The sequence below is a fragment of the Flavobacterium psychrophilum DSM 3660 = ATCC 49418 genome, from assembly GCF_002217405.1.
In the GTDB taxonomy this organism is placed as follows: domain Bacteria; phylum Bacteroidota; class Bacteroidia; order Flavobacteriales; family Flavobacteriaceae; genus Flavobacterium; species Flavobacterium psychrophilum.
This window is the reverse complement of the sequence record NZ_MUHE01000014.1, coordinates 92207-118352: the sequence shown is the minus strand read 5'-3', so window position 1 is coordinate 118352 and position 26146 is coordinate 92207. Positions and strand designations below refer to the sequence as shown.

Here is a 26146-nt window from a genome sequence, read left to right as displayed (position 1 = left end):
AGTAAACTATTACTATTCATACAAAAACGCTGTCAAAGGACTCGAAGCTACTGCTTGGCTTGCCTTTTGAGCCAATTTTGCTTCATAGGCTTTTCTTCCTGCCATTACTGCTTCCTTAAAGGCTTCTGCCATTAATTTTGGATTTCCGGCTATGGCAATAGCGGTATTTACCAAAACGGCATCAGCCCCTAATTCCATCGCTTTTGCCGCATCAGATGGTGCCCCAATTCCGGCATCGATGATTACTGGAACTTTACTTTGCTCGATAATAATTTCTAAAAAATCGATGGTTTTTAGTCCTTTGTTGCTTCCTATTGGCGACCCCAAAGGCATTACGGCCGATGTTCCTGCCTCTTCCAAACGTTTGCATAATACTGGATCCGCATGAATATAAGGTAAGATGATAAATCCTAATTTGGCCAATTCTTCGGTGGCTTTCAAGGTTTCGATGGCATCGGGCATTAAATATTTTGGATCTGGATGAATTTCGAGTTTTAACCAATTTGTTTCTAATGCTTCTCGAGCCAATTGTGCTGCAAAAATAGCTTCTTTAGCGTTTCGTGCACCAGAAGTATTAGGTAATAAATTGATCCTTGGGTGTTTGAGATGTGCTAAAATAGCATCGGTTTGGGTTTCTAAATCTATACGTTTTAGTGCTACTGTAACCAATTGGCTTCCTGATGCTAGTATGGCTTCTTCCATTTGCTGATTGGAACCAAATTTTCCTGTTCCTAAAAACAAGCGAGATTCGAATGTTTTGTCTCTTATTTTAAATGATAGCATTATAGTTTTTTGTTAAGTTGGGTAATTAATTGAAATGGATTTTCGCTTTGGGTAATTAAACCCGAAACGGCAATTCCGTAAATTCCAGTTTTCATTATATCGTCAACGTTTTCAAGTTGAATTCCTCCGATGGCGTAAATAGGAATCTTATTTTTTTTTGTTTTCATTTGCTGAATAATTAAATGATAACCTTCTAATCCTAAAACGGGACTTAATTTTTCTTTTGTAGCAGTAAATTGAAAAGGACCTAAGCCAATATAATTACAATTTTCGGCTGTTCTTTGCAGTACCTCTTCGAAGGTATTAGCTGTGCCTCCAATGATTTTTGCCTCGCCTAAAATGGTTCTTGCCTCTGCAATATTCATGTCATTTAACCCTAAATGAACGCCGTCTGCATTTATTTTTTTTGCCAAATACACGTTATCGTTAATAATAAAAGTGGCTGTATATTCTTGACACATCCTTTTTACGGCTTCTGCCAATGTAAAAACGTTATCAGAATGTGTGTCTTTGAATCGCATCTGAATCCATTGGCAACCATTTTCTAATGCTTTTCGAATATTTAACAATTGCTCTTCTATTGTCTTTCCTTGTGAGATGTATTGTAATTTGTTATACATAATGATTTCCTAATTTGGTTGGAGTAGATTGCAAGTAGGTTTCTATATATTTTTTGGCATTAATGCAAGCTGTTTTTAAATCTTGCCCTAAAGCTAAATTGGCTGTAATGGCCGATGATAGTACACAACCAGAACCATGTTTTTCGAAAATTTGAGTAGTAACATTTGGTTGAAGGGTAAGAGATTTATGGTCCAAATACAAATAATCAAATCCAATTTTGTTTAGATTATGACCTCCTTTTAGTAAAACGGCGCAATATTCTGAAAGTTTTGTTGCAATTGAATTTGCATCGATTAAATTTGCAGAAAGTTTCAAAACCTCTTGATAATTTGGGGTAATCAAATCTATTTCTTTCAATATTTTAATCAAAAAATCTTGATTTTCGATGTTTAAAAAATTAAATTCAGTACTAGATTTTAAAACAGTATCCCAAACAACTTTTGTTTTTGGCGAAAGCTTTTTTATCTTAAAAACAATATGACTTAAATAATCTAATGTTGGAACAATCCCTATTTTTACTGCCTTAATAGGATAGTTTTCGAATAATTTTTCTAATGATTTCGAGACAAAATCTAAGTTTGTCCAATTCATTTCAAAAAAAACATTTTCGGTTTGAATTGTGTTGGCCGTATTAATAGCAAAACCATACACCCGATGCTGCTCGAATGTTTTTATATCTGCCAAAACTCCTGCTCCTGCCGAAGGATCGAAGCCCGCAATGGTTAATACGAAAGGGCGATTTGCTGGCATAGTTTAAATTTTTCTATTGGTTTGTTACTGTTCCAAATGCTACCCAAAAGAGCTACATCATTAAAACCGTATTTTAAAGCAGTTGTAATACTCTCGGATGAAATGCCGCCAAGAGCAATTAATGCCGTTTTGTTGTTTGTTCTCTTTTCTAATTCTTTTTTAAAGTCAAGATTAGATATATAATTTGGTTTAGATATACTTTTGAAGACAGGACCAAATAGAGCGTAATGAAAGAGAGAAGACAGTGCTTCAAAATCGGCTATTTTATGAACAGAAGTAGACAAGGTAAATCCTATTTGTTTGTTTGTTTTGAGAATTTCTTCTGCGGTTTCTATTCGTGATTTCTCTGTAAAATGAATCCTATTTATTTCAAATTCTGAAGCCAATTGATGGTGGCTATGCAAAACCAATTTTTGGTGATATTCTAATTTTATTTCGGATAAGAAAGCGCTCATTTCTACTTCCGAAAAATCAGGTTTCCTTACATGAAGTAACTCCAAACCGCTCTCAAAAAGAGAATGAATGGTGTTTATTTCATTAGAAATTGTATTTGGATTTGTTATTACAATCATAAATATTAGCCTCTAGCTAAAGCCAGAGGCAGTTTATTAGTTGCGCAATATTTAACTATAAATTTCGCTTCCTTGCACGGCAAATTCTTCTGATTTTTCTTTCATTCCTCTCTCGGCTTCGGCAACATCACGAATTTCCTGAGAGATTTTCATCGAACAAAATTTTGGTCCACACATAGAGCAAAAATGAGCCACTTTTGCTCCGTCGGCAGGTAAGGTTTCGTCATGAAATTCACGAGCAGTATCTGGATCTAAAGATAAATTAAATTGGTCTTCCCAACGGAATTCGAAACGGGCTTTACTCAAGGCATTGTCTCGGTATTGCGAACCAGGATGACCTTTAGCCAAATCGGCAGCATGTGCGGCAATTTTGTAAGTAATCACACCGTCTTTTACATCTTTTTTGTTAGGTAAACCAAGGTGTTCTTTGGGAGTTACATAGCACAACATAGCGCAACCGTACCAACCTATCATGGCTGCTCCAATAGCAGAAGTAATGTGGTCGTAACCAGGAGCAATATCTGTTGTTAATGGCCCTAGAGTATAAAAAGGAGCTTCGTCGCAATGTTCCAGTTGTTTGTCCATGTTTTCTTTAATCATGTGCATGGGTACGTGACCAGGCCCTTCAATAAATACTTGTACATCATGCTTCCAAGCAATTTTTGTTAGCTCGCCTAAGGTTTCTAATTCTGCAAATTGTGCCGCATCATTAGCATCGGCAATAGACCCAGGACGCAATCCGTCGCCTAATGAAAAGGCAACATCATACTGCTTCATAATTTCGCAAATATCTTCGAAATGAGTATATAAGAAGTTCTCTTTGTGGTGAAACAAACACCATTTTGCCATGATAGAACCACCACGCGAAACAATTCCTGTAACCCTATTAGCTGTTAGATGAATATAGCGCAATAAAACCCCTGCGTGAATGGTAAAATAAGAAACGCCTTGTTCGGCTTGTTCGATTAAGGTATCACGAAATACTTCCCAAGTTAGATCTTCGGCGATTCCGTTTACTTTTTCTAGCGCTTGGTAAATAGGCACCGTACCAATAGGGACTGGCGAATTACGAATAATCCATTCTCTGGTTTCATGAATGTTTTTTCCAGTTGATAAATCCATAATAGTATCGGCTCCCCAGCGGCAAGCCCAAACTGCTTTTTCTACCTCCTCTTCGATACTTGACGTTACTGCGCTGTTTCCTATATTGGCATTTATTTTTACCAAGAAGTTACGTCCTACAATCATAGGTTCGCTTTCGGGATGGTTTATATTATTTGGAATAATAGCACGACCCCTAGCCACTTCGCTACGAACAAATTCTGGGGTTATTTTAGATTTTGGGGTGTTGGCTCCAAAACTATGACCTGCGTGCTGACATTGCATTTCCTTAGATTGGGCATTAATTTGCTCGATGCGTTGGTTTTCACGAATGGCAATATACTCCATTTCGGGGGTGATAATACCTTGTTTTGCGTAATACAATTGGGAAACATTAGTTCCTTTTTTGGCACGCATTGGTTTGTGCAAATATTCGAAACGCAAATTGTTTAGTTTCTCATCATTTAGGCGTAATTTTCCGTATTCGGAAGTAATTTCGGTTAATTCTTCTACGTCATTTCGGTCTAAAATCCATTGTTCGCGAATGCGGGGTAATCCTTTACGAATGTCTATTTCGATATTTGGGTCGGTAAATGGCCCTGAAGTATCGTAAACAGTAACTGATGGATTTTTTTCTATTCGACCATTTGACATTTTAGTATCGGCAAGTGAAATTTCTCTCATGGCTACTTTTATCGAATGAATTTCTCCGTCTATATATACTTTTTTCGAGTTTGGAAATGGAGTTCTTGAAATTTTTTCTTCGTTGTTCATATTTTTTTAATTGAAAGATTTAAAATTAAAAAAGATTGAAGAGATGGGTTTGACAAACATTTTAATCATCAAATCTTTCAATCTTTGCATTAAAAGATTTATCCGCCTTGCGTTGCAGAAATGATTAAAACATCGTCGGTTTCTTTGATTAGATGAAAATTCCAATCAGATTTCGGAATAACAATATTATTAATAGCTAGGGCGATTCCCTTTTGTTTTGTGGGAATTTCTAAGTCAAGAAGTGCTTGAACAGTTAGACTATTTGCAGCAAATTGTTTTGTTTTATTGTTTATTTTTAGCTCCATTCCTTTAAATTTAGTATGTGATTATATACTTTAGGAATGGCTACTATTGCCCAAGATATGGGACACAGAAGTCATCTTACTTTTTCCTACGGCAGTATGAACTGCATCAGGTTCGAGGGTAAAATCTCAGCCTACATTTTGCAGACACCCCTAAAGTTATCGCAAATGTAAGAATTATTTTGAATACTGGTATTGTATTTACTGTTTTTCGTGGATGCGCTTCTTAATTATATCATCGCCTTAAATAATTGATGCAAAAACAATTGCAAGCTTAAATAATAAGTAGCTAAAAATAATAAAACCGCTTTTTAGTACATTTACTCATATCTTAATACCCTATGAGATTTTTAATTTTATCTGAATCAGAAGAAACATTAATTGATAACTTGCATAGAACTTCGAAAAATACAGTAGTTAGACAGCGATGTTTATGTACAAAACTTTCTTCAAAATAGTTATACCATTTTATTATTAAATTTACTGGAATAAAGAACACACAGTTTGCTATTCCGAGGAATAAAAATTCTATCGAGTTGTTCAGATTATGAGATTCCTCGTTCCTTGAAACAACATAATCACCAGAGATTACAGTTTTTTTTTGAAAACTAAATAGTTATACAACAGCTACAATTGTTAGTAGGCTTGCTTTTTGCCTTAATTGTCAAATCTCATTCTCTGAATTCTTACGGCGTTTAAAATAGCCAATAGTGCCACACCAACATCTGCAAAAACAGCTTCCCACATAGTGGCTAATCCTCCTGCGCCAAGCACTAAAACAATTACTTTTACTGTAAATGCTAAACCGATATTTTGCCACACAATTTGTTTTGTTTTTTTACCAATGTGTATAGCGGTATATATTTTATAAGGTTGATCGTTTTGAATTACAATATCGGCAGTTTCTATTGTTGCATCGCTCCCTAAACCGCCCATTGCTATTCCTGCATCGGCAAGCGCAACTACTGGCGCATCGTTTACACCATCGCCCACAAAAGCAATTTTTAGATTTTGTAATTTTAGTGCCGAAACTTTTGCTACTTTATCTTCTGGCAATAAATCTCCGTAGGCCAAATCGATGTTAAGTTGTTTGGCAACAGCATTTACAACGGCTTGTTTGTCGCCCGATAGCATCATGGTTTTTACGTTTATTTTGTGTAAACTTTCGATAGCTTGTTTTGCATCTTCTTTTATCTGGTCTGCAATTAGAAAATACCCTGAATATTTTTGGTTAATTGCCACGATAATAATTGTAAATGGGGTGTTGTCTATTTGGGCATCATAACTAATATTAAATTTTTTCATCAATTTGACATTTCCTGCCAAAATTTCGTTTCCATCTACTTTGCCTTTTAGCCCGTGACCTGCAATTTCTTGAACTTCGGTAACGGTTACATTTTTTTCTGTTCCGTTTGCGTATTGTAGTATTGCGGTTCCAACAGGGTGTGTAGATTTGGTTTCGAGTGCCGATGTAAATTTAACCAAATCGGCTTCAGAAATACCAACGGCAACCACTTTTTGAACTTTAAAAACTCCCTTAGTTAGCGTTCCTGTTTTATCCATTACGACCATTTGAATAGACGCCATTATATCAAGAAAACTGGATCCTTTAAACAAAATTCCGTTTTTACTAGCAGCACCTATGCCACCAAAATAGCCCAACGGAATCGAAATAACCAAAGCACAAGGACAAGAAATAACCAAGAAAACTAATGCACGGTACAACCAATCTCTAAAAACATAATTGGCTGTAAAGAATATAGGCAACACACAAATAGCCATTGCCAACAATACAACTATTGGGGTATAAATTTTGGCAAATTTGCGTATAAACAATTCTGTTGGTGCTTTTCTGGCGGTGGCTTCTTGCACCATTTGTAGTATTTTGGATAGTTTACTATTGGTATAAGCAGTTGTAACTTCTACTTGTGCAATGGTGTTTAGGTTTATCATTCCTGCCAAAACAGTATCCCCTTTTTGTTTGGTATCGGGTTTACTTTCGCCGGTTAACGCAGCGGTGTTAAATGTGGCATTGTGGGTTAATAATTTTCCGTCTAGTGCTAGTTTTTCGCCAGATTTGAGTTGAATTATTTCGCCAATGTTAATTTCAGATGCTTTTTTTGTAATTGCATTTCCATTGTTTAAAACTGTTGCTTCGTCTGGTCGTTGGGCTAGTAATAGTTGGATATTAGATTTTGCTTTTTGCACTGCCAATGTTTGAAAGATTTCGCCAATGGCATAAAATAACATTACAGCAACGCCTTCTGCAAATTGTGCAATCGAAAAGGCACCGATTGTAGCAATGCACATGAGTAGAAATTCCGAAAATATTTCGCCTTTACCAATGCTTTCAAACGCTTCTTTTAGTACAGGAAAACCTACAGGAATGTATGCTACGATATACCACGCTATTCGTACCCAACCAGCGAACCAAGTTTGCGAAAAATAATTATCGAAACCAATTGCAACAAGTAATAATATAAAACTTATCATTGCTGGCAAGAACATTTGAAACATCGTTTGCTCTGTGCCTGCATGGTCATCATGGCTGTGCGTGTGAGTGGTACAACAGGCTTTTTTTTCTTTGTGTTTGCAACAAAGTTGTTTGCCCTTTTTGTCATGTGTATGTATATGCTCCATGTTTTTATGTTTTCGTTTTAGGGTATAGGCTAATGTCCCGCTACTACTTTGGGATTGAGACTAAATTAGCCTAAATTTTCGGGTTATACAAATGTTTTAGACGTAAAACCAACTTAAGATGGCTTAATGCTATTAATTACAGTATTTTGCGTTAGGAATTGCTTCGCTAGTTCGTTCTTTGAAGCTCGGGTGAAGTAAAAATCCTTTTTGAAGCTTTTTCTGCCTCAAAAAGGATTTCTACTTCATTACACTTTTATTATCATCGGATTTCCGTAAACTTCATTTGTAACCTAAAGCCCTACCCTTGTGGTAAGCCCCAGATAATGAGGTTTAAAAAAGTTGTTTATTGTAGAATTAAGTGTCGCGTTTCACAACCTTATTGTAGCGGCAATTTTTATTTATACAAGGCATAGCTTTTTATTTTCTTTCTGAATTTTAAAAACTGTACTGCTGTAAGAAACAGATAAATCATTGAGAGCACTAAAATAGTTCTGTAAAACCCAAAGCCTGTATAAATATTAATTACAATTAAATAAATAATCCAAATGGTTGGTATTCCTAAAAATGACAAAGATGATAAATAGTAATTATTTCTAATATTTACTACTAAATTTAGAAAAAAAAACAGTGAACAAAAAAACATCGCTATAAGAGAGAGGATTGAAACCCAAATATTTAATAGCACATCTATAAAGAATAAAAATTTTTCAAACATACTCGTGCTCGCTAAATAATTGGTTTCTGCAATAATTAGCCTGTAAATTATAAATAATGAAATACTTATCACTAAATTAATTATCCAAGATTTGAAGATTATTTTTTTCATTTATGTATGAAATTTATTATGTATTGAATAAAACAATGTTTTAAAAAAAATGCAATAATTTGAATATCAAAGCAAAAACCGCTTTTTTTATAGTAAAATAGAACTCTTTTATGAATTCCTGCATGCTCCTATAACAACTATTTTTGTTTGCTTTTGCATCAAATTAATCTTCTAATATATTAAATACAAGTATTTTTACTGTGTTTTTATCGAAACATATTTTTGTTTTGTGCTAGAAAAAAGCGTTTATTAAAAAAAACAGACAGAATATAAATTCTGTCTGTTTTTTTTTTATAATTATCAATTAATCATCTCAAAATAAGATTTTTCAATCCACTCCTGATGACTTGGATGTGCGATTTTTACCATTTCGGAAGCTCTTTGTTTTAATGTTTTTCCGTATAAATCTGCAATTCCATTTTCAGTAATTACATAATGCACATGCGAACGAGTGGTTACGACTCCTGCCCCTTGTTTTAGATACGGAACAATCCTACTGACGCCATTTTTAGTAATTGATGGCAATGCAATAATTGCTTTTCCGCCATTACTTAAAGAGGCTCCTCGAATAAAATCCATTTGTCCTCCCACACCAGAATACATTTTGGCACCAATAGAGTCTGCACAAACTTGCCCAGTTACATCTACCTCAATAGCCGAATTTATAGCTACCATTTTTGGGTTTTTTCTAATTTTCGAAGTGTCGTTTACATAAGAAGATTCGCGCATTTCTACAAACGGATTGTCATTTACAAAATCATATAATCGCTGAGAACCTATAAGAAATGTAGCTAAAGCTCTCCCTCTGCTTATTCCTTTGTAATCGCAATTTATTACGTTTTTTTCGATTAAATCTATAACGCCATCAGAAAACATTTCGGTATGCAATCCGAGATTTTTATGATTTGTTAATTTGGTTAACGCCGCATTTGGGATAGATCCAATTCCCATTTGCAAAGTACTTTCATCTTCTATAAGCGAAGCAATATATGTTCCTATTTTGTCCTCGATAGAAGAAATAATTCCAATCTCATGTTCGTATATTGGAGTATCAACTTCTACTAAATAATCTATTTCTGATACATGAAGAATTCCGTCACCAAAAGTTCTTGGCATTTTAGGATTTACCTGAGCAATAACTGTTTTTGCATTCTCTATTGCAGCCAGCGTTGCTTCTACAGAAACTCCTAGAGAACAATACCCATGAATATCTGGTGGCGAAACATGAATAAAAACAACATCTAGAGGAACCACATTCTTTCTAAACAAATAAGGCAATTCACTTAAAAAAACTGGGGTATATGAGCCATTACCCGCTACTAGAGTATGCCTAACATTTTTACCTATAAAGAAAGAGTTTACATGAAAACTTTCAGACAATTCAGGATTTGCATAAGCTGCTTCGCCTTCTGTATGTAAATGACAAACCTCAACATTCTTTAATTCGGAAGCCCGTTCGGTCAAAGCTTTTGTTAAAACTGTTGGCGTTGCAGCGGCAGCTTGAACATATATTCGATCATTAGATTTTATAATTTTTACGGCTTCTTGAGCCGAAACATATTTACCCATAATAATTATAATTTATTTATAAAATTAGTAACGTAAAATTAGCCAAAATATGACAAAACGCATCTCATAATAATAAAAAACATACAAATAAAAGTTAAAATTTCATTATTAATAGTAATACTATTATATTTGCATAAATAAATATAATTATGAACAATTTACTATCAAACATAAAAATTCAGGTCAACGAAAAACTGTATCAGAAAGACCCAGAAACTTCTGTTTTAGGAAAAAAAATAATTGAGCATAGCATTATCCTGATTGATGACATTGGTTTCGATGATTTCACATTTAAAAAACTGGGCGAAAAAATAGGTTCAAACGAAAGTTCGATTTATCGATATTTTGAAAACAAACACATGCTTTTATTATATTTGTCATCATGGTATTGGAGTTGGATAGAATACCGAATGGTCTTATCTACAAACAACATAGAAAATGTATTCGAAAAATTAAAAATAGCCGTTACTATTGCTACAGAAAAGATTATCGATGATAGTACTACAAAACATATAAATGAAGCAATATTAAATAAAATAATAATTTCTGAATTCACTAAAACATTACTAACCAAGGAAATTGACCAAGAAAACAAAGAAGGTTTTTTTTTAGTATATAAAAGAGTGGTTAATAGAATTGTAAGCATAATAGAACAAGTAAATCCCGAGTATTCGTTTGCAAAATCATTAGCATCTACTATAATTGAAGGATCATTACATCAGCATTTTTTAAAAGAGCATTTAAAAACCATAACAAATTGCAATCAAGAAATTACGCCTACTGACTTTTATTTAAACCTTATAACAACCCTATTTAAAAAATAAAAAATATGTCTCCACTAAAAAGATTTTTCTACCTTTTATCTTTAGATAAAAAAGACGTTTATCAGGTGTTTTTTTATGCCATTTTTGCAGGATTAATTAGTTTATCGCTACCATTGGGAATACAGGCTATAATTAACTTTATACAATCTGGAAGGGTTAGTGTATCATGGATTATTTTAATTATTCTTGTTGTAATTGGAGTTGCTTTAGTAGGTATATTATCCTTAATGCAACTTCGCATAACCGAAAATTTACAGCAAAAACTATTTGTTCGTTCTTCCTTTGAGTTTGCCTATAGGTTACCCAAAATTAAGTTTGAAGAAATGTACAATACCTATCCGCCCGAATTAGCCAATCGTTTTTTTGATACTTTAACCATACAAAAAGGAACCTCTAAATTATTGATTGACTTCTCTGCAGCTTTATTACAAATTATTTTCGGCATCCTGCTTTTGTCTATATACCATCCGTTTTTCATCATTTTTGGACTTTTATTACTCCTTCTTTTGTATGGTATTTTCAAATTTTCATACAACAAAGGGCTAGAAACAAGCATGAAAGAATCGAAATTTAAATACAAAGTTGCGGGATGGCTTCAAGAAATGGCTAGAAAGAATACGAGTTTCAAGAAAAATACAGCTTTTAATTTTTCTCTTCAGAAAAATGATGATTTGGTAACTGATTATCTAAAATATAGAGAAAGTCATTTTAGCATTATTAAAAAGCAATTTAGTCAGTTAATTATTTTTAAAGTGATTATTACCGCAAGCTTATTACTAATTGGAGGATATTTAGTGCTAAACCAACAAATGAATATTGGTCAATTTGTGGCCGCAGAAATCATCATTTTATTGGTAATTAATTCTGTAGAAAAAATAATTTTAGGCCTAGAAACATTTTACGATGTACTAACTGCCGTTGAAAAAATTGGACAAGTTACAGATATGAATATCGAGGATAGCAATGAATTAGAGGATCATTCACTCAATTATTCAAACATTTCATTAGAAACAGACAACCTTAGTTTTAGATTTCCAGATTCACAAAACGACATTTTAAGTGGTATCAACTTAAAAATTGAGCCTGGCGAAAAAATAGTATTGCTAGGCAAAAACGGCTCTGGTAAGACCACACTAATGCGAATATTATCGGGTGCTATAGAAAAAACATCGGGCTCTTTTAGTATTAATGACAATACGTTTAGAAAAATGGATTTAAACCAATATCGAAGCCAAATAGGGGCTATTGTACATGGAGAAACACCCTTTGAAGGAACTATTTTAGAAAACATAACCTACAACGATCCTACAATTAGTAATGAAGATTTAAAATGGGCGTTAGATGCGGTGCAGCTTACACCATACATTAAAACCTTACCAAAAGGATTAGATACTAAAATTTTCCCTGAAGGCAAACAACTTTCGTCATCAAATGCACAAAAAATAGTATTAGCTAGAAGTATCATCAAAAAACCGCAACTCTTGTTTTTTGAAGAAGCAACCGACTTAATGGACGAACCTGTTGCTAACCAAATAATAGACTTTATACTGTCGGATAAAAATGATTGGACGGTTCTAACAACTTCAAAAAACAAGCATTGGCAAAATCTTGCCACAAGAACAATTACGATGAAAAATGGTCAAATACTTAATGATTCAAAAAAATAATAGCCATGCTAAATCTTTCCAACAATAGCAAATCAAAAATAGAACAAAAGACGATAGCGCGATTTCGAACGATACAAAACCTGAGCAATCGCCCTCATTATAAAATATTAAACAAAATCATACTTTTTGTATCGATTTTAGGGATAATCATTTTGTTTCTCCCTTGGACACAAAACATTTCTGGAAGCGGTTTTGTAACCACGCTAAAACCAAACCAGCGACCACAAACCATACAAACAGCAATTGCTGGTAGGATAGAAAAATGGTATATAAAAGAAGGTGATTTTGTTAAAAAAGGAGATACCATCTTGTTTATTTCCGAAATAAAAGAAGATTATTTTGACCCTAATCTTGTAGGAAACACAAAAAACCAAGTCGAAGCCAAAAAAATGGCGTTAGAATCTTATGACGGGAAAGTTTCTTCGTTAGGTTCTCAAATAAATGCTATTGAGAATGAAAAAAAGCTAAAACTGGAACAAGCAAAAAATAAAATTAAACAATCCCTGCTCAAAATAAAAAGCGACAGTATAGATCTTGAAGCAGTAAAAACACAATTAAAAATTGTCAATACCCAATTTATTCGGTCTTCTCAACTCAATAAAGAAGGGCTAAAACCGATGACCGATGTCGAAGAAAAAAGATTAAAACAACAAGAAGTAGAAGCAAAAATAATTACACAAGAGAATAAATTTTTAACAAGTAAAAACGAATACATTAATACTAAAGTAGAAATTAATCGAATTTTAGCCGAATATTCCGAAAAATCGGCCAAAGCAAAAAGTGATAAATTTACGGCGCTAAGCAATCAATACGACACAGAAGCTCAAGTAAATAAACTACAAAACCAATATGTAAATTGCAGCATTAGAAACGGAATGTACTACATTAAAGCACCGCAAAGTGGTTACATAAACAGATCGTTACAATCAGGTATTGGAGAAACGATTAAAGAAGGAACCTCAATAGTTAGTATCATGCCTGCCCACTACGAAATTGCGGTAGAAACCTATGTTTCTCCAATAGATTTGCCCTTAATTTCTAAAGGTGAAAAAATAAGAGTATGGTTTGACGGATGGCCTACCATTGTTTTCTCTGGATGGCCCGATATGTCTTATGGTACTTTTGGGGGTAAAGTTATTGCCATAGAAAATTTTATTAGCGAAAATGGGAAATACAGAATTCTCATTGCTCCTGACGAGAATGAAGCAAAATGGCCCAAACAACTAAGCATAGGGTCAGGCGCACAAACCATTGCGTTATTAAATACAGTACCTGTTTGGTTTGAAGTTTGGAGAACATTAAACGGATTTCCACCCAATTATTACAAGCAAAACACTAAAAAAGACAATAAAGAAAAAAAATAAAACATGAGAATTGGCTTCCTTATATACTTACTATTTACCATTGGAACAACATTTGCGCAAAGCAAAGATTCTAATGAATTGCTGTACAATGAATTTCTAGGGTATGTAAAAAAATTTCACCCATTAGTTAAAAAAGCAAATCTAGAATTAAATATGGCACAAGCTAATTTGATGATGGCTAGAGGCGCGTTTGACCCTAAATTTGAAGTAGATTTTTCAGAAAAACAATTTAAAAGCAAAGACTACTATTCTAAATTAAATAGTAGTTTTAAAATTCCAACTTGGTATGGCATCGAGATTAAAGCAGGATTAGACAGTAATGATGGTTTGTATTTAGATCCTGAAAACTCAACCTCAAATCAGGCATTAACCGCCATTGGAATTACTGTTCCATTAGGACAAGGTCTTTTTATTAACCAACGAATGGCCGATTTGAAGAAAGCTAAAATTCAATACAATTTGAGTCAAGCCGAAATAAAATTACAAGCAACTGCTGTGCTATACGATGCTTCATTGGCATATTTTAATTGGAAAAAAAACTTTGCAGAAGTAAAATTATACGAAAAATACAACAAACAAGCCGATTCGAGATATACGGCTATTAAAAAACTAATAGAATTAGGCGACAAACCCGCTATCGATAGTATTGAAGCAGGTATTGTAGTAAAAAATAGAGCTTTAAACCTTTTAGATTCCCAATTAAAACTTACAAAAGCAAAACTAGAATTATCTAATTTTATTTGGTTAGAAAACATGATTCCTGTAGAGATTTCCGATAATTTGACCCCCGAAGAAACACTACCAATCACAATAGAAGAAACACTAAAAACCAATCAATTTTCAAACCCAGAAAAAACACTAGACAATCATCCCAAAATAAATGCCCTTGAAAATAAAATTGAAATCTTAACAATCGATAAAAAACTGAAAGCAAATTTGCTTTTACCCAAAATAGATTTTAGTTACAGTTATTTATCGGAACCTCGGTATTTCGATAATTATCAGTTCAACAATTATAAAGTGGGCATACATTTTTATTATCCTTTGTTCCTTCGCAAGGAGCGAGGTAGTTTAAAATTAGCGCAATTTAAATTACAAGATGCTCAATATTCATTATATTTAGAAAGGCTTCAGTTAAAAAACAAAATAAGCAGTTACCAAGCAGAAATTCAATCGATAAAAAATCAAAAAAAAATCATCAATAGTTTAGTTGAAGATAATATTACAATGCTCAATTCGGAGGAGCGATTATTTTCATTTGGAGAAAGTGCAGTTTTTTTAATAAACACACGCGAAAACAATTTAGTTAGTGCACAATTATCTAAAATATCACTCGAAAACAGGTATTTCGTTTCCCATGCAGAACTATTCAAAATCATAGCCAATCCTAATTAAAAAAGATATAAAAAAATCGTTACTTTTGTAATCTTAAAACTCACAAAATGATTATCCAAAAGACTCGTGAAGAAATAGAATTAATGCGTGAAAGTGCCCTAATTGTATCTAAAACATTAGGAATGATTGCTTCCGAAATAAAAGAAGGTGTCACTACCTTATATTTAGACAAACTAGCCGAAGAATTTATTCGTGACCATGGCGCAGTACCTAGTTTTCTAGGACTATATGGTTTCCCGAACTCACTTTGCATGAGTCCTAACTCTCAGGTTGTACACGGAATACCAAATAACATTCCTTTGCAAAGTGGCGATGTTATTTCGGTCGATTGTGGTGCTTTCAAAAACGGCTACCATGGCGACCATGCCTATTCTTTCGAGATTGGCGAAGTAGCTCCAGAAACCAAAAAACTATTACAAGTTACTAAAGAATCATTATACGTAGGCATTCGAGAATTTAAAGCAGGAAACAGAGTAGAAGATGTTGGAAATGCCATTCAAAAATATACCGAATCTCATGGTTATGGTGTGGTTCGAGAATTAGTGGGCCATGGTTTAGGTCAAAAAATGCACGAAGATCCAGAAATGCCAAATTACGGAAAACGAGGTCGTGGAAAACTTTTTGTAGAAGGTATGGTTGTTGCCATAGAGCCTATGATAAACATGGGAACTAAAAATATCAAACAACACAAAGACGGTTGGACAATTACCACTGCCGACGGAAAACCTTCAGCCCACTTCGAACACGATGTAGCTATTATAGATGGAAAACCAGAATTACTTTCCACTTTTGCTTATGTTTATAAAGCTTTAGGGATTGTAAGCAATGAAGAAGATGAATTTAGAAAAGTGCCTTTGGTAATTTAAAGAGAATTATTTCAAAATAAAATTTCACAAGGATTATATTTATCCTTAAGTTTAAAAAAATAACTACTTTTACGCAAAATAATATAGAATGATATTAAAACTTCAAAATATTGGAATTATTGAAGAAGCCGATATTAATATTGATGGAATTACTTTAATTGCAGGTCAAAATGATTCTGGAAAAAGTACGGTTGGGAAGGTTTTATATGCTTTGATTAGAGGAGTGAACATTGATGAAAACAGATTCAATTCGTCTAAAAATGAATTTATAATAAATAGAATCCGAGATATTAGAAACCTTCTATTACGAACTAAATCATCTAATATTGATGACGAAAAAATTCAAGGAAAATTCATTCTAACTTATTTAGAAAACGATGACTCTTTGTTTGGCAAATATAGCTTTAGAATCAATTTTGAAGATTCTGAATCAACAAACATTCTTTTATCCGAACTAAACGAAATTAATAATTTATATTACGATTACTCGAATGTATCTATCAAAACACAACTTGGAACTTTTATAAATGATATAATAAATCGTATTTCAATTTCAATTGATTCAAATGAAGTATTGCATTATGAATTAGAATCTTTCTTTGAAAATGAATTTGGAAATCAAATTAAAAACAAATTTAAAAAAGGAAATTCTTATATTAATATTGAAGGAATAAAAGAAAAAAAAATAACCTTCGAAGAACCTATTCATTTCGAAGGTTTTGATAGTATGTCAAATTTTTATTACGATGAAGTATTCTTTATTGAATCCCCGATAAAATTAGAGGATAGAAATTTCTTAAGATTCAACAATATACTCCGCGATAAAAACCAATACTTAAATAGTAAAATTTTTGAACCGAATAAAGAACAAGATATTTTTTCAGATAGAAGTAATGATACAGAAAAATTAAATTTAATAATTTCTGATGTTATAAAAGGGGCTTTTGAATTTAATTCAAAAAATCAATTGATATTCAAAAAAAATGAAATTGAATTTGATTTAAACAATGTTGCAACTGGAATAAAAAGCTTTGGAATATTACAATTACTTTTACAAAAAGGAAAATTAAACTCAAATACTTTGCTAATTATTGACGAACCCGAAGTTCACTTACATCCCACTTGGCAAGTTAAGTATGCAGAAATTTTAGTTAGATTATCTAAAGAATTTGCTATCCCAATTCTTTTAACCTCTCACAGCCCTTACTTTATTGAAGCTTTAGAAGGATTTTCGAAAAAACACGATTACGAAAAATTAACTAATTTCTATTTTGCAGAAAAAAATAAAGATGGATTGTCTTCTAAAATTGTTGATGTAAATGATAATTTGAGTGAAATTTATTCTTCAATTTCTGAAGCATCATATCAATTGAGAAAAATTTATAAGAATGAGTAATGCTACAATCGATTTATTAGACAAACATCTAAAAAGGAAAACTTTAAAAGCATTAAGTTTAAACGACAATCATACAAAACACCAGTTATCAGTTGAACACTTAATAAATTCGGATAAGGGGTGTTTTGATTTTGATAATTTCGACAAAAAAAATTGCACAGTTGATGCTTTGGAATTTAGTTTAGATACATATTATTTAATAGAATTCAAAGACGAGCGTGTTTACAATTTTAGTCATAATTGGCAAAAAACAATGGAAATAATTTCCAAAGTATTTCAATCTATTAATGAAATTATTAAGTTATATTTAAAAAACAATATTTCAAAAATTGAATTTTACAGTAAAAAAATTGAAGTTGTAGTAGTATTTAGTTCGCTAAAATCAACAGATTTTAATGATTTTAAAACTTTACAAACTATTTTAACTGAAAAATATGGTAATTTTTTTGAAATTGATATTTTGAATGAAAAGATGTTTATTGAGGATTATCTGAATACTAATAAAGTTGGAATCTAGATGAAATCTGTATTCAAACTCATACTCAACACTATCCCACGACCTATCTTAATTAGATTGAGTTATGTGGCACGTCCTATTTTAGCATTGTTACTAAAAGGAAGCAAATTTACCGATCCAATAGATGGAAAAAGCTTCCGTATGTTCCTGCCTTATGGTTACGGAACACAACGAAATAACGTATTATCACCAAGTACGCTTTCGTTAGAAAGACATCGCTTATTATGGTTATATCTCAAGAATGAAACCGATTTTTTTACATCAAAAGAAAAGAAAAAAGTGTTGCATTTTGCACCAGAACAAGAGTTCTATAAGCGTTTCCGAAAACAGCAAAATATCGAATATACCACGACCGATTTACTGTCGCCTCTAGCCGATGTAAAAGCAGATATTTGCAATCTTCCTTTCTATGACAATCAATATGATATCATTTTGTGCAATCACGTTCTAGAACATATTCCTGACGACACAAAAGCCATGCAAGAATTATTTCGAGTACTCAAACCAAACGGAATGGCAATTCTTCAAATACCACAAGATTTATCTCGAGCAACTACTTTTTCTGACGACACTATTACCGATCAAAAAGAGCGGGCTAAAATATTCGGGCAATATGACCACGTTCGCATATACGGTCGCGATTATTTCGACAAACTAAGAAGCATTGGTTTTACAGTTATTGAAGAAGATTATACAAACAAAATTGCTCCAGAATTAGTTACAAAATATTGTTTGGCAAAAGGAGAAATTATTCCTGTTTGCTTTAAAAAACAATAAAAACGCACAATTATACGTTCTAAAATTATATATTTACTTCGGTTCAAATTATAATCATGGCAAAAAGAGTATTTTTATTATTTCTATCAATATTATTGATGAATTCCGTTATTGGTCAAACAATTTCTGAAACCATACCGCCATTCAATATAAAAACGGTTACTTTCACACAAAACACAAACAATGTAATTCCAGTTTTCAAATTAGGCGAACCATTTCAATTAAGTTTCGATGATTTATTTGGCACCGAAGAAGATTATTATTATACCATCGCACAATACAACTACAACTGGACACCTACCCTATTATCTAAAAACGAATACCTCAACGGTAACGACAACCAGAGAATTCAAGACTACGAAAACTCGTTCAACACATTACAAATATACTCTCATTACAGGCTAAATTTTCCAAATAATTATACCCAAATAACCAAAAGCGGTAACTATCTAGTATCTATCTTTAACAGTAACAAAGAAATTATATTTACCAAAAAAATCATCATTTACGAAGAACTTGTAGATGTGCCCATGCAAGTAAAAAGAGCCCGAAATGTTACCGACAACAAGTACAAACACAATCTCGAATTTAGCATCAAATCAAATTCTATTCTATTCCAAAACCCCGTTCAAAACGTAAAAATTATATTACTACAAAACGGAAAATGGGACAATGCCATCGTAAACATAAAACCACAATATACAATTGGCAATGATTTAATTTTCAAATACGACAAAGAAACACAGTTTTTTGCTGGAAACGAATATTTATATTTCGACAACAAAGAAATACGTGTAGCAACAAATACAATAGCCAAAGTAAATTCGAATACAGGCTTATACAATTCTCACTTATACACAGATAGCGCTAGGAAATACAAATCATATTCCTATTACCCTGATATAAACGGGAATTTCAAAATCCGAAATCTAACAGCTCAAAACAACGACATCGAAGCCGATTACTCATGGATATATTTTACCCTTTTTGCTATCAATGCCCCCGCAAGCACCAATATTTACATCACAGGAATGTTTAACAACAATACCATTTCGCCCGAAAATAAAATGGACTATAATACAAACAAAGGTGTTTTTGAAAAAGCCATACTAATCAAACAAGGATTCACAAATTACAATTACACCATTCTAGATTCACAGAACAACATATCCGACAAAGACCCCATCGACGGGAATTTTTACGAAACCGAAAACCAATATACAGCCATCGTTTACTACCGCCAAAACGGAGAACTATACGACCGAGTTATAGGCAAAGGCAATGCAAATTCTACAAACATCACCAACTAAAAAAAACAATGCAATCATAGCTTTGCATCTATAAATTTTATAACTTTGTAAAAGTAGACAAACAGTTATGGTAATTCAAACCACAAGAGGCATCAAAATTTCGGTTCTAACAACTTTTGAAGGAACATACTTCAAAAACAACAAAATGCACTTTGCATTCAGTTACCACATTACAATCGAAAATCACAGCAAAGACTCCGTACAACTCATAACCAGACATTGGGAAATACACGATGCCCTAAATTATCTAGAAACCGTAGATGGCGAAGGCGTAATAGGCAAAAAACCAGTGCTAAAACCAGGCGAAACTCATACATACAGCTCAGGCTGTTTGCTTTGCGCACCATTTGGCACAATGAAAGGTCATTTCGAAATGATCAATTTTACCACCACAAAATCATTCAAAGTAATCGTTCCGGCCTTCAAACTAAACGCACTATTTGCATTAAATTAGAAGCCAATCCAGCTGTACACTACAAGTTTTTTCGGCTTGTTTGCTTTTTTCTAAGCAAAAAAAGGAGCTCCTATCGTCGCTCTTTTTTTACAAGAAAAAATGCAACAAGACCTCAAAAAGCTTTCCATTTCCATCTGGGCTAAAAACAGAAAAATACTATCAAGATTTTTTTTCAACGGCTACATACGCTAATTTACCAAACTTTGCTTGCCCCATAAATCAAAATATTTACCCCTCAAGCTCAATAGGTCATTATGATTCCCTTCTTCTACAATCGCACCGTTTTCCATCACCAAAATGGTATTCGCATTAGCAATAGTACTTAATCTGTGAGCTATAACAATGATAGTTTTACCTTTCAATTTAAAATCATCAATTACTTCCTTTACTATTCGTTCCGAATTGCTATCTAAAGCAGAAGTAGCTTCATCTATTAATAAAATTTCAGGGTTTTTGTATTCCCAATATTATTTATCATCAAAACAAGAATGATAACAGAACATTTATTGGTCATCAAGAATTTCAAAACCTTTACCAAGACAATAAAGAAAAAATGGAGAAAATAGCGCAATTATATGAAGCAAGGTTGCAAGACAAAAAAGATATGATTGTAGAGCCAAAAAAAATAATAGAGAAGTTGTCCTAATTATAAACTGAAAATAATATTTTGATTTAGCAAAAATCATTTTTCCTTTGTACTTTTGTGTAAATTTTTCATTTAAAAATTTACAAACAAAATCAGTCTAACAACCTAACAACCTAACAAATGCTAAAAGGATTTTTTAACATACCAAAAGCAGTAAACGAACCCGTAAAAACTTACGCACCAAACTCTCCAGAAAAAACAAGAGTTTTAGAAGCTTACAAAACAATGTGGAATACTAAAATCGATGTACCATTATACATTGGTGCCGAAGAAATTCGTACAGGAAACACAAAAAACATGACAGCACCACACGACCACCAACACATCGTGGGAACCTATCATTTAGCTGAAAAATCTCATGTAGAAAAAGCCATCGCAAACGCTTTAGAAAGCAGAACAAAATGGGCAAATATGGCATGGGAACAACGTGCTGCTATTTTCCTAAAAGCAGCCGAACTAATTGCAGGACCATACCGAGCAAAAATAAATGCGGCAACAATGATTGCACAATCTAAAACAATTCACCAAGCAGAAATAGATGCTTCTTGCGAATTAATAGACTTTTTACGTTTCAACGTAGAGTTTATGACACAAATTTACCAAGACCAACCCGCATCTAATTCAGACATGTGGAACAGGGTAGAATACCGCCCTTTAGAAGGTTTTGTTTACGCCGTTACACCTTTCAACTTTACAGCCATTGCAGCAAACCTTCCTGCAAGCGCAGCATTAATGGGTAATGTTGTAGTTTGGAAACCAAGTGACAGCCAAGTGTTTTCTGCAAAAATAATCATAGATATTTTTAAGGAAGCTGGAGTTCCAGACGGAGTAATTAATGTTGTATTTGGTGATCCAGTTATGATTACCGATACAGTTTTAGCCTCTCCAGATTTTGCTGGGATTCACTACACAGGATCAACATTTATCTTCAAAGAAATTTGGAAAAAAATTGGAACCAATATTCACAATTACAAAACATACCCAAGAATTGTTGGAGAAACTGGAGGGAAAGATTTTATCATCGCACACCCATCGGCAAACGTAAAACAAGTTACAACTGCAATTACTCGTGGCGCTTTCGAATTTCAAGGACAAAAATGCTCAGCAGCTTCAAGAGCATATATTCCACAATCTATGTGGCAAGCAGTAAAAGAACAACTAATTACCGATGTAAAATCGATGAAAATGGGTTCGCCAGAAGATTTCTCTAACTTTATTACCGCAGTTATTCACGAAGGCTCTTTCGACAAATTAGCTAGTTTTATAGACCAAGCTAAAAAAGATACAGATGCAGAAATTATTGTGGGTGGAAACTACAACAAATCGAAAGGATATTTTGTAGAACCAACAGTTATTGTAACTACAAATCCTAAATATGCAACCATGGAAACCGAACTTTTTGGTCCAGTCATGACAATTTATATATATGAAGATAAAAACTGGTCTGACACATTACAATTAATTGATTCAACTTCAGAATACGCATTAACTGGTGCGATCCTAAGTCAAGATCGTTACGCTATTGAAGAAGCTACGGTAGCTTTACAAAATGCTGCGGGTAATTTTTATATTAATGATAAACCAACGGGAGCAGTAGTAGGAATGCAACCCTTTGGTGGGGCTCGTGCTTCAGGAACAAATGACAAAGCAGGTTCTGCACAAAACTTATTGCGTTGGGTTTCGCCTAGAACTATCAAAGAAACTTTTGTAACTCCAGAACATTATGCTTACCCATTTTTAGGCTAAGATGCAATTATAAGAAACAAAAACTCACAAGAATTATATTTTGTGAGTTTTTTTTTTATTAATAGATCTCAGATTTTTAAAGCTTAAACTTCAACGGTACGTGCACTACTTTTTTAGTTTCAAAAAAATCGTCTGCAAAAAATTCCGAAATATTATATTCTTTAGCTTTAGGAAAATCTTGTAGCTCTTCGGTCAAATCGCCTCCTTTTAAATACAAAATTCCATTTTTTAGTTCATGTTTGTTTGTTTTTTTAATTTTATCTTTTATCCAACAAACAAAATCAGGCATATTGGTAACCGCACGACTTACTATAAAATCGAAATCTCCTTTCACATTTTCGGCACGAATTTGCTCGGCTTTTACATTTTTAAGTCCTAGTGCTTCGGCAACAGCCTGAACTACTTTTATCTTTTTCAAGATAACATCTATCAAATAAAAACGAGTTTCTGGGAACAAAATTGCTAGCGGAATACCTGGAAACCCACCACCTGTCCCAACATCTAGGACATAAGTTCCTGCTTCAAATTTCTGAATTTTGGCAATAGCCAAAGAATGCAAAACGTGTTTGGTATATAACTCGTCGATATCTTTTCTAGAAATAACGTTTATTTTTGCATTCCAATCCTGATATAGTGCTTCTAGTTTTTCAAATTGAGTAATTTGAAGATTGGTCAAATCAGGAAAATGCTTCAAAATTTCTTCCATACTTATTTTTTTAACAAAAGTAATACTTTACAATCGAAATATTTATCTGAATTTTAACAATTAAAATGTTTTAATAATTATCTTTGTAAATTATACATAATATATATGAATACAACAACACCCACATTTGCTCGTAACGATTCTATGAAGTTTTTCAAAACTTTAAACACACGAGTTAATTCTTATTTTAAAGACAATAATATTCAAAAAACTGGAAACTGGAAATTACATTTAAAAACCGTAATCATGTTTTCTTTGTTTTTCTTGCCTTTTTTTGCAATTCTTTATTTTACCAATATGCCTTTTTGGATTTATTTTCTATCATCTATAATCATAGGAATAGGAATGGCTGGAGTAGGAATGAATGTCATGCATGACGGAAATCATGGCTCTTATTCTTCAAAATCATGGCTAAACAAAATCATGGGCGGAAGCATTTACATTTTAGCAGGAAACGTGTACAACTGGCAAGTACAGCACAATGTTTTACACCATACATATACTAATATTCCTGGTCACGATGAGGATCTTGATGCAGGACGAGTAATTCGTTTTACCAAAGAAGCAAAATGGTACAAGTTTCACGCTTTTCAACATTATTATTCTGTTTTTCTTTACGGATTATTAACTTTTAACTGGTGTTTGACTACCGATTTTAAACAAATGGGGGGTTATTTAAAAAGAAATTTATCTTACGGAGACGCACCAAATCCTACCAACTTATGGATCGGATTAGTAATATCGAAAATAATTTATTTTAGTTTCTGGATTGTATTGCCACTTGTTGTAGGCATCACTTGGTGGAAGGTTTTAATAGGATTTACCGTAATGCACTATACTGCAGGACTTATATTAAGCATTGTTTTTCAATTGGCACATATCACAGATGACACAACAAACCCAAATCCTAACGAAGAAGGCGAAATGGAAAACACCTGGGCAATACACCAATTGTTTACAACCGTAAATTTTGCCCCTAAAAACTGGATAGTCAACTGGTACACTGGAGGACTAAACCACCAAGTAGAACACCATCTTTTCCCAAACATTAGTCATGTTCACTATGGCCAAATTGCAGAAATTGTAAAACAAACTGCAAAAGAATGCGAATTACCCTATCACGAATACGAAACAATGACAAGCGCTGTTTTAGCCCACTTTCGTCATTTAAAAGATTTGGGACAAAAACCCCAATTAGCATAATATTTAAGACGCCATTGTGCGTCTTTTTTTATATATTTGAACTTATATTAAACTACAAATACAACAAATGAACAATTTTCTTTCAGACAGAATTAACAAGCTATCCACATCGCAAACCCTAGCAATGGCAGCCTTAGCCAGAGAATTAAAAAACCAAGGAAAAGACATAATTAGCTTAAGTTTAGGCGAACCAGATTTTAACACGCCTAATTTTATTAAAGAAGCCGCAAAAAAAGCCATCGACGAAAACTACAGTACTTACACCCCTGTAGAAGGATACGCAGAACTAAAAGACGCCATTTGTCGCAAATTTAAAAGAGACAATAACCTAGAATACAAACCAGCTAACATTGTAGTTTCTACAGGAGCAAAACAATCATTATACAACATTGCACAAGTAATGATAAACGATGGTGACGAAGTAATACTCCCAGCACCATACTGGGTGTCTTATTACGAAATAATCAAAATGTCTGGCGGAATTCCAGTAGAAGTTCCAACATCTGTAGAAAGCGATTTCAAAATCACACCCGCACAATTAGAAGCAGCCATCACCCCAAAAACAAAAATGATTTGGTACAGCTCACCTTGCAATCCAAGCGGATCCGTATATAATCGTGAAGAATTAACCGCTTTAGCCAAAGTTTTAGAAAAACACCCAAACATCTTTATCGTTTCTGACGAAATATACGAACACATTAACTTTTCAGGCACATTTTGTAGCATAGCCTCAATCCCAGGAATGTTCGACAGAACCATTACCGTAAACGGAGTTGCCAAAGCATTTGCCATGACAGGTTGGAGAATCGGCTACATTGGCGCACCAGAATTTATCGCAAAAGCCTGCACAAAAATGCAAGGACAAGTAACCAGTGGAGCCAATAGCATCGCACAAAGAGCCACAATTGCCGCTGTCGATGCCGACCCAAGCGTACTAAACGAAATGGTAACAGCCTTCAAAAGCCGCCGTGACCTAGTCGTAGCATTAATCAAAGAAATTCCCGGATTAAAACTAAACACCCCAGAAGGTGCCTTTTATGTATTCCCAGATGTTTCTGCTTATTTCGGAAAAACCTTAAGAGGAAAAACCATAAACAATGCCGATGATTTCTCGATGTACCTATTAGGCGAAGCCAATGTAGCCACCGTAACTGGCGACGCTTTTGGAAACCCAAACTGCATCAGAATCTCCTACGCAACCAGCGAAGAAATCCTAACCGAAGCCATTCGAAGAATAAAAGAAGTATTAGCCTAATTATTTGCCTCAAGGAAACTTGAGGCTTTTTTTATACATTTGGGCGTGACCCCGCTTTTAATGGCGGGGTCGGGCTTTCGGC

At 33.5% G+C, this 26146-nt stretch carries 23 protein-coding genes and 1 riboswitch; of the genes, 14 read left to right on the top strand and 9 right to left on the bottom strand.

Going from position 1 to position 26146, the window contains the following annotated elements; translation table 11 throughout:
- Window positions 1–12 precede the first annotated feature (12 nt).
- From B0A57_RS04730 to B0A57_RS04685, 8 genes are all read right to left on the bottom strand, one after another.
- Window positions 13–783 carry a thiazole synthase gene (locus tag B0A57_RS04730; protein WP_034099024.1) on the bottom strand — a complete coding sequence of 257 codons (771 nt, stop codon included), beginning with the start codon at window positions 781–783 and terminating at the stop codon, window positions 13–15.
- A complete protein-coding gene (locus B0A57_RS04725) occupies window positions 783–1403 on the bottom strand; it encodes a thiamine phosphate synthase (protein ID WP_011962600.1) in 621 nt (206 codons plus the stop codon). The genes B0A57_RS04730 and B0A57_RS04725 overlap by 1 nt, the downstream gene beginning before the upstream one ends.
- A complete protein-coding gene (locus tag B0A57_RS04720; RefSeq protein ID WP_034099025.1) occupies window positions 1396–2154 on the bottom strand; it encodes a hydroxymethylpyrimidine/phosphomethylpyrimidine kinase in 759 nt (252 codons plus the stop codon). The genes B0A57_RS04725 and B0A57_RS04720 overlap by 8 nt, the downstream gene beginning before the upstream one ends.
- Window positions 2127–2726 carry a thiamine phosphate synthase gene (locus B0A57_RS04715; protein ID WP_034099026.1) on the bottom strand — a complete coding sequence of 200 codons (600 nt, stop codon included), beginning with the start codon at window positions 2724–2726 and terminating at the stop codon, window positions 2127–2129. Before B0A57_RS04715 ends, B0A57_RS04720 begins: the two co-directional genes overlap by 28 nt.
- Before the next feature lie 51 nt (window positions 2727–2777).
- Complete coding sequence (thiC, locus tag B0A57_RS04710) at window positions 2778–4601, bottom strand: phosphomethylpyrimidine synthase ThiC (protein WP_011962597.1); 1824 nt, start codon at window positions 4599–4601, stop codon at window positions 2778–2780.
- Between the two features lie 98 nt (window positions 4602–4699).
- A complete protein-coding gene (thiS, locus tag B0A57_RS04705; RefSeq protein WP_011962596.1) occupies window positions 4700–4906 on the bottom strand; it encodes a sulfur carrier protein ThiS in 207 nt (68 codons plus the stop codon).
- A 66-nt stretch (window positions 4907–4972) separates the two neighbouring features.
- Window positions 4973–5068: riboswitch (TPP riboswitch) on the bottom strand.
- Between the two features lie 492 nt (window positions 5069–5560).
- On the bottom strand, window positions 5561–7543 hold the full coding sequence (locus B0A57_RS04700; protein ID WP_034099027.1) for a heavy metal translocating P-type ATPase: 1983 nt from the start codon (window positions 7541–7543) through the stop codon (window positions 5561–5563).
- A gap of 1126 nt (window positions 7544–8669) precedes the next feature.
- On the bottom strand, window positions 8670–9938 hold the full coding sequence (locus B0A57_RS04685; RefSeq protein WP_034099030.1) for an acetyl-CoA hydrolase/transferase family protein: 1269 nt from the start codon (window positions 9936–9938) through the stop codon (window positions 8670–8672).
- Window positions 9939–10087: 149 nt separating this feature from the next.
- Here B0A57_RS04685 and B0A57_RS04680 point away from each other — a divergent pair, with 149 nt between their 5' ends.
- The 12 genes from B0A57_RS04680 to pruA all read left to right on the top strand — a co-directional run bounded on the left by B0A57_RS04680 (window position 10088) and on the right by pruA (window position 22900).
- Window positions 10088–10762 (top strand): TetR/AcrR family transcriptional regulator, encoded by a 675-nt coding sequence (locus B0A57_RS04680; RefSeq protein ID WP_011962592.1) that lies wholly within the window; start codon window positions 10088–10090, stop codon window positions 10760–10762.
- Window positions 10763–10767: 5 nt separating this feature from the next.
- A complete protein-coding gene (locus tag B0A57_RS04675) occupies window positions 10768–12429 on the top strand; it encodes a peptidase domain-containing ABC transporter (RefSeq protein ID WP_011962591.1) in 1662 nt (553 codons plus the stop codon).
- 5 nt (window positions 12430–12434) lie between these two features.
- Window positions 12435–13793, top strand: a complete 1359-nt coding sequence (locus tag B0A57_RS04670; RefSeq protein WP_034099031.1) for an HlyD family secretion protein — start codon at window positions 12435–12437, stop codon at window positions 13791–13793.
- A gap of 3 nt (window positions 13794–13796) precedes the next feature.
- Window positions 13797–15188 (top strand): TolC family protein, encoded by a 1392-nt coding sequence (locus B0A57_RS04665; protein WP_011962589.1) that lies wholly within the window; start codon window positions 13797–13799, stop codon window positions 15186–15188.
- A 47-nt stretch (window positions 15189–15235) separates the two neighbouring features.
- Window positions 15236–16054: a type I methionyl aminopeptidase gene (gene map, locus B0A57_RS04660; RefSeq protein ID WP_034099032.1), complete on the top strand. Its 819-nt coding sequence runs from the start codon at window positions 15236–15238 to the stop codon at window positions 16052–16054.
- A gap of 88 nt (window positions 16055–16142) precedes the next feature.
- A complete protein-coding gene (locus B0A57_RS04655) occupies window positions 16143–17450 on the top strand; it encodes an AAA family ATPase (protein ID WP_038466022.1) in 1308 nt (435 codons plus the stop codon).
- Window positions 17443–17967: a hypothetical protein gene (locus tag B0A57_RS04650; protein ID WP_038466021.1), complete on the top strand. Its 525-nt coding sequence runs from the start codon at window positions 17443–17445 to the stop codon at window positions 17965–17967. Before B0A57_RS04655 ends, B0A57_RS04650 begins: the two co-directional genes overlap by 8 nt.
- A complete protein-coding gene (locus B0A57_RS04645; RefSeq protein WP_038466020.1) occupies window positions 17968–18744 on the top strand; it encodes a class I SAM-dependent methyltransferase in 777 nt (258 codons plus the stop codon).
- Window positions 18745–18800: 56 nt separating this feature from the next.
- Window positions 18801–20054 (top strand): type IX secretion system plug protein, encoded by a 1254-nt coding sequence (locus tag B0A57_RS04640; protein WP_034099036.1) that lies wholly within the window; start codon window positions 18801–18803, stop codon window positions 20052–20054.
- 67 nt (window positions 20055–20121) lie between these two features.
- Window positions 20122–20508: a Co2+/Mg2+ efflux protein ApaG gene (gene apaG / locus B0A57_RS04635; protein ID WP_011962585.1), complete on the top strand. Its 387-nt coding sequence runs from the start codon at window positions 20122–20124 to the stop codon at window positions 20506–20508.
- Window positions 20509–20850: 342 nt separating this feature from the next.
- On the top strand, window positions 20851–21000 hold the full coding sequence (locus B0A57_RS12210; protein WP_155275779.1) for a hypothetical protein: 150 nt from the start codon (window positions 20851–20853) through the stop codon (window positions 20998–21000).
- Between the two features lie 274 nt (window positions 21001–21274).
- On the top strand, window positions 21275–22900 hold the full coding sequence (gene pruA / locus B0A57_RS04620) for an L-glutamate gamma-semialdehyde dehydrogenase (RefSeq protein WP_034099038.1): 1626 nt from the start codon (window positions 21275–21277) through the stop codon (window positions 22898–22900).
- 76 nt (window positions 22901–22976) lie between these two features.
- Here pruA and rsmG read toward each other — a convergent pair whose 3' ends face one another.
- A complete protein-coding gene (rsmG, locus tag B0A57_RS04615; RefSeq protein WP_034099040.1) occupies window positions 22977–23606 on the bottom strand; it encodes a 16S rRNA (guanine(527)-N(7))-methyltransferase RsmG in 630 nt (209 codons plus the stop codon).
- A 105-nt stretch (window positions 23607–23711) separates the two neighbouring features.
- On the opposite strand from rsmG, the gene B0A57_RS04610 reads away from it, so the two are divergent.
- On the top strand, window positions 23712–24809 hold the full coding sequence (locus B0A57_RS04610; RefSeq protein ID WP_034099042.1) for a fatty acid desaturase family protein: 1098 nt from the start codon (window positions 23712–23714) through the stop codon (window positions 24807–24809).
- Window positions 24810–24876: 67 nt separating this feature from the next.
- Window positions 24877–26064 (top strand): pyridoxal phosphate-dependent aminotransferase, encoded by a 1188-nt coding sequence (locus B0A57_RS04605; RefSeq protein WP_034099044.1) that lies wholly within the window; start codon window positions 24877–24879, stop codon window positions 26062–26064.
- The last annotated feature ends 82 nt before the right edge of the window (window positions 26065–26146 follow it).

Excerpts from the sequence above, each read along its gene's own strand:
- B0A57_RS04730 (WP_034099024.1), bottom strand. The coding sequence starts at position 783 with ATGCTATCATTTAAAATAAGAGACAAAACATTCGAATCTCGCTTGTTT.
- B0A57_RS04725 (WP_011962600.1), bottom strand. The coding sequence starts at position 1,403 with ATGTATAACAAATTACAATACATCTCACAAGGAAAGACAATAGAAGAG.
- B0A57_RS04720 (WP_034099025.1), bottom strand. The coding sequence starts at position 2,154 with ATGCCAGCAAATCGCCCTTTCGTATTAACCATTGCGGGCTTCGATCCT.
- B0A57_RS04715 (WP_034099026.1), bottom strand. The coding sequence starts at position 2,726 with ATGATTGTAATAACAAATCCAAATACAATTTCTAATGAAATAAACACC.
- thiC (WP_011962597.1), bottom strand. The coding sequence starts at position 4,601 with ATGAACAACGAAGAAAAAATTTCAAGAACTCCATTTCCAAACTCGAAA.
- thiS (WP_011962596.1), bottom strand. The coding sequence starts at position 4,906 with ATGGAGCTAAAAATAAACAATAAAACAAAACAATTTGCTGCAAATAGT.
- B0A57_RS04700 (WP_034099027.1), bottom strand. The coding sequence starts at position 7,543 with ATGGAGCATATACATACACATGACAAAAAGGGCAAACAACTTTGTTGC.
- B0A57_RS04685 (WP_034099030.1), bottom strand. The coding sequence starts at position 9,938 with ATGGGTAAATATGTTTCGGCTCAAGAAGCCGTAAAAATTATAAAATCT.
- B0A57_RS04680 (WP_011962592.1), top strand. The coding sequence starts at position 10,088 with ATGAACAATTTACTATCAAACATAAAAATTCAGGTCAACGAAAAACTG.
- B0A57_RS04675 (WP_011962591.1), top strand. The coding sequence starts at position 10,768 with ATGTCTCCACTAAAAAGATTTTTCTACCTTTTATCTTTAGATAAAAAA.
- B0A57_RS04670 (WP_034099031.1), top strand. The coding sequence starts at position 12,435 with ATGCTAAATCTTTCCAACAATAGCAAATCAAAAATAGAACAAAAGACG.
- B0A57_RS04665 (WP_011962589.1), top strand. The coding sequence starts at position 13,797 with ATGAGAATTGGCTTCCTTATATACTTACTATTTACCATTGGAACAACA.
- map (WP_034099032.1), top strand. The coding sequence starts at position 15,236 with ATGATTATCCAAAAGACTCGTGAAGAAATAGAATTAATGCGTGAAAGT.
- B0A57_RS04655 (WP_038466022.1), top strand. The coding sequence starts at position 16,143 with ATGATATTAAAACTTCAAAATATTGGAATTATTGAAGAAGCCGATATT.
- B0A57_RS04650 (WP_038466021.1), top strand. The coding sequence starts at position 17,443 with ATGAGTAATGCTACAATCGATTTATTAGACAAACATCTAAAAAGGAAA.
- B0A57_RS04645 (WP_038466020.1), top strand. The coding sequence starts at position 17,968 with ATGAAATCTGTATTCAAACTCATACTCAACACTATCCCACGACCTATC.
- B0A57_RS04640 (WP_034099036.1), top strand. The coding sequence starts at position 18,801 with ATGGCAAAAAGAGTATTTTTATTATTTCTATCAATATTATTGATGAAT.
- apaG (WP_011962585.1), top strand. The coding sequence starts at position 20,122 with ATGGTAATTCAAACCACAAGAGGCATCAAAATTTCGGTTCTAACAACT.
- B0A57_RS12210 (WP_155275779.1), top strand. The coding sequence starts at position 20,851 with ATGATAGTTTTACCTTTCAATTTAAAATCATCAATTACTTCCTTTACT.
- pruA (WP_034099038.1), top strand. The coding sequence starts at position 21,275 with ATGCTAAAAGGATTTTTTAACATACCAAAAGCAGTAAACGAACCCGTA.
- rsmG (WP_034099040.1), bottom strand. The coding sequence starts at position 23,606 with ATGGAAGAAATTTTGAAGCATTTTCCTGATTTGACCAATCTTCAAATT.
- B0A57_RS04610 (WP_034099042.1), top strand. The coding sequence starts at position 23,712 with ATGAATACAACAACACCCACATTTGCTCGTAACGATTCTATGAAGTTT.
- B0A57_RS04605 (WP_034099044.1), top strand. The coding sequence starts at position 24,877 with ATGAACAATTTTCTTTCAGACAGAATTAACAAGCTATCCACATCGCAA.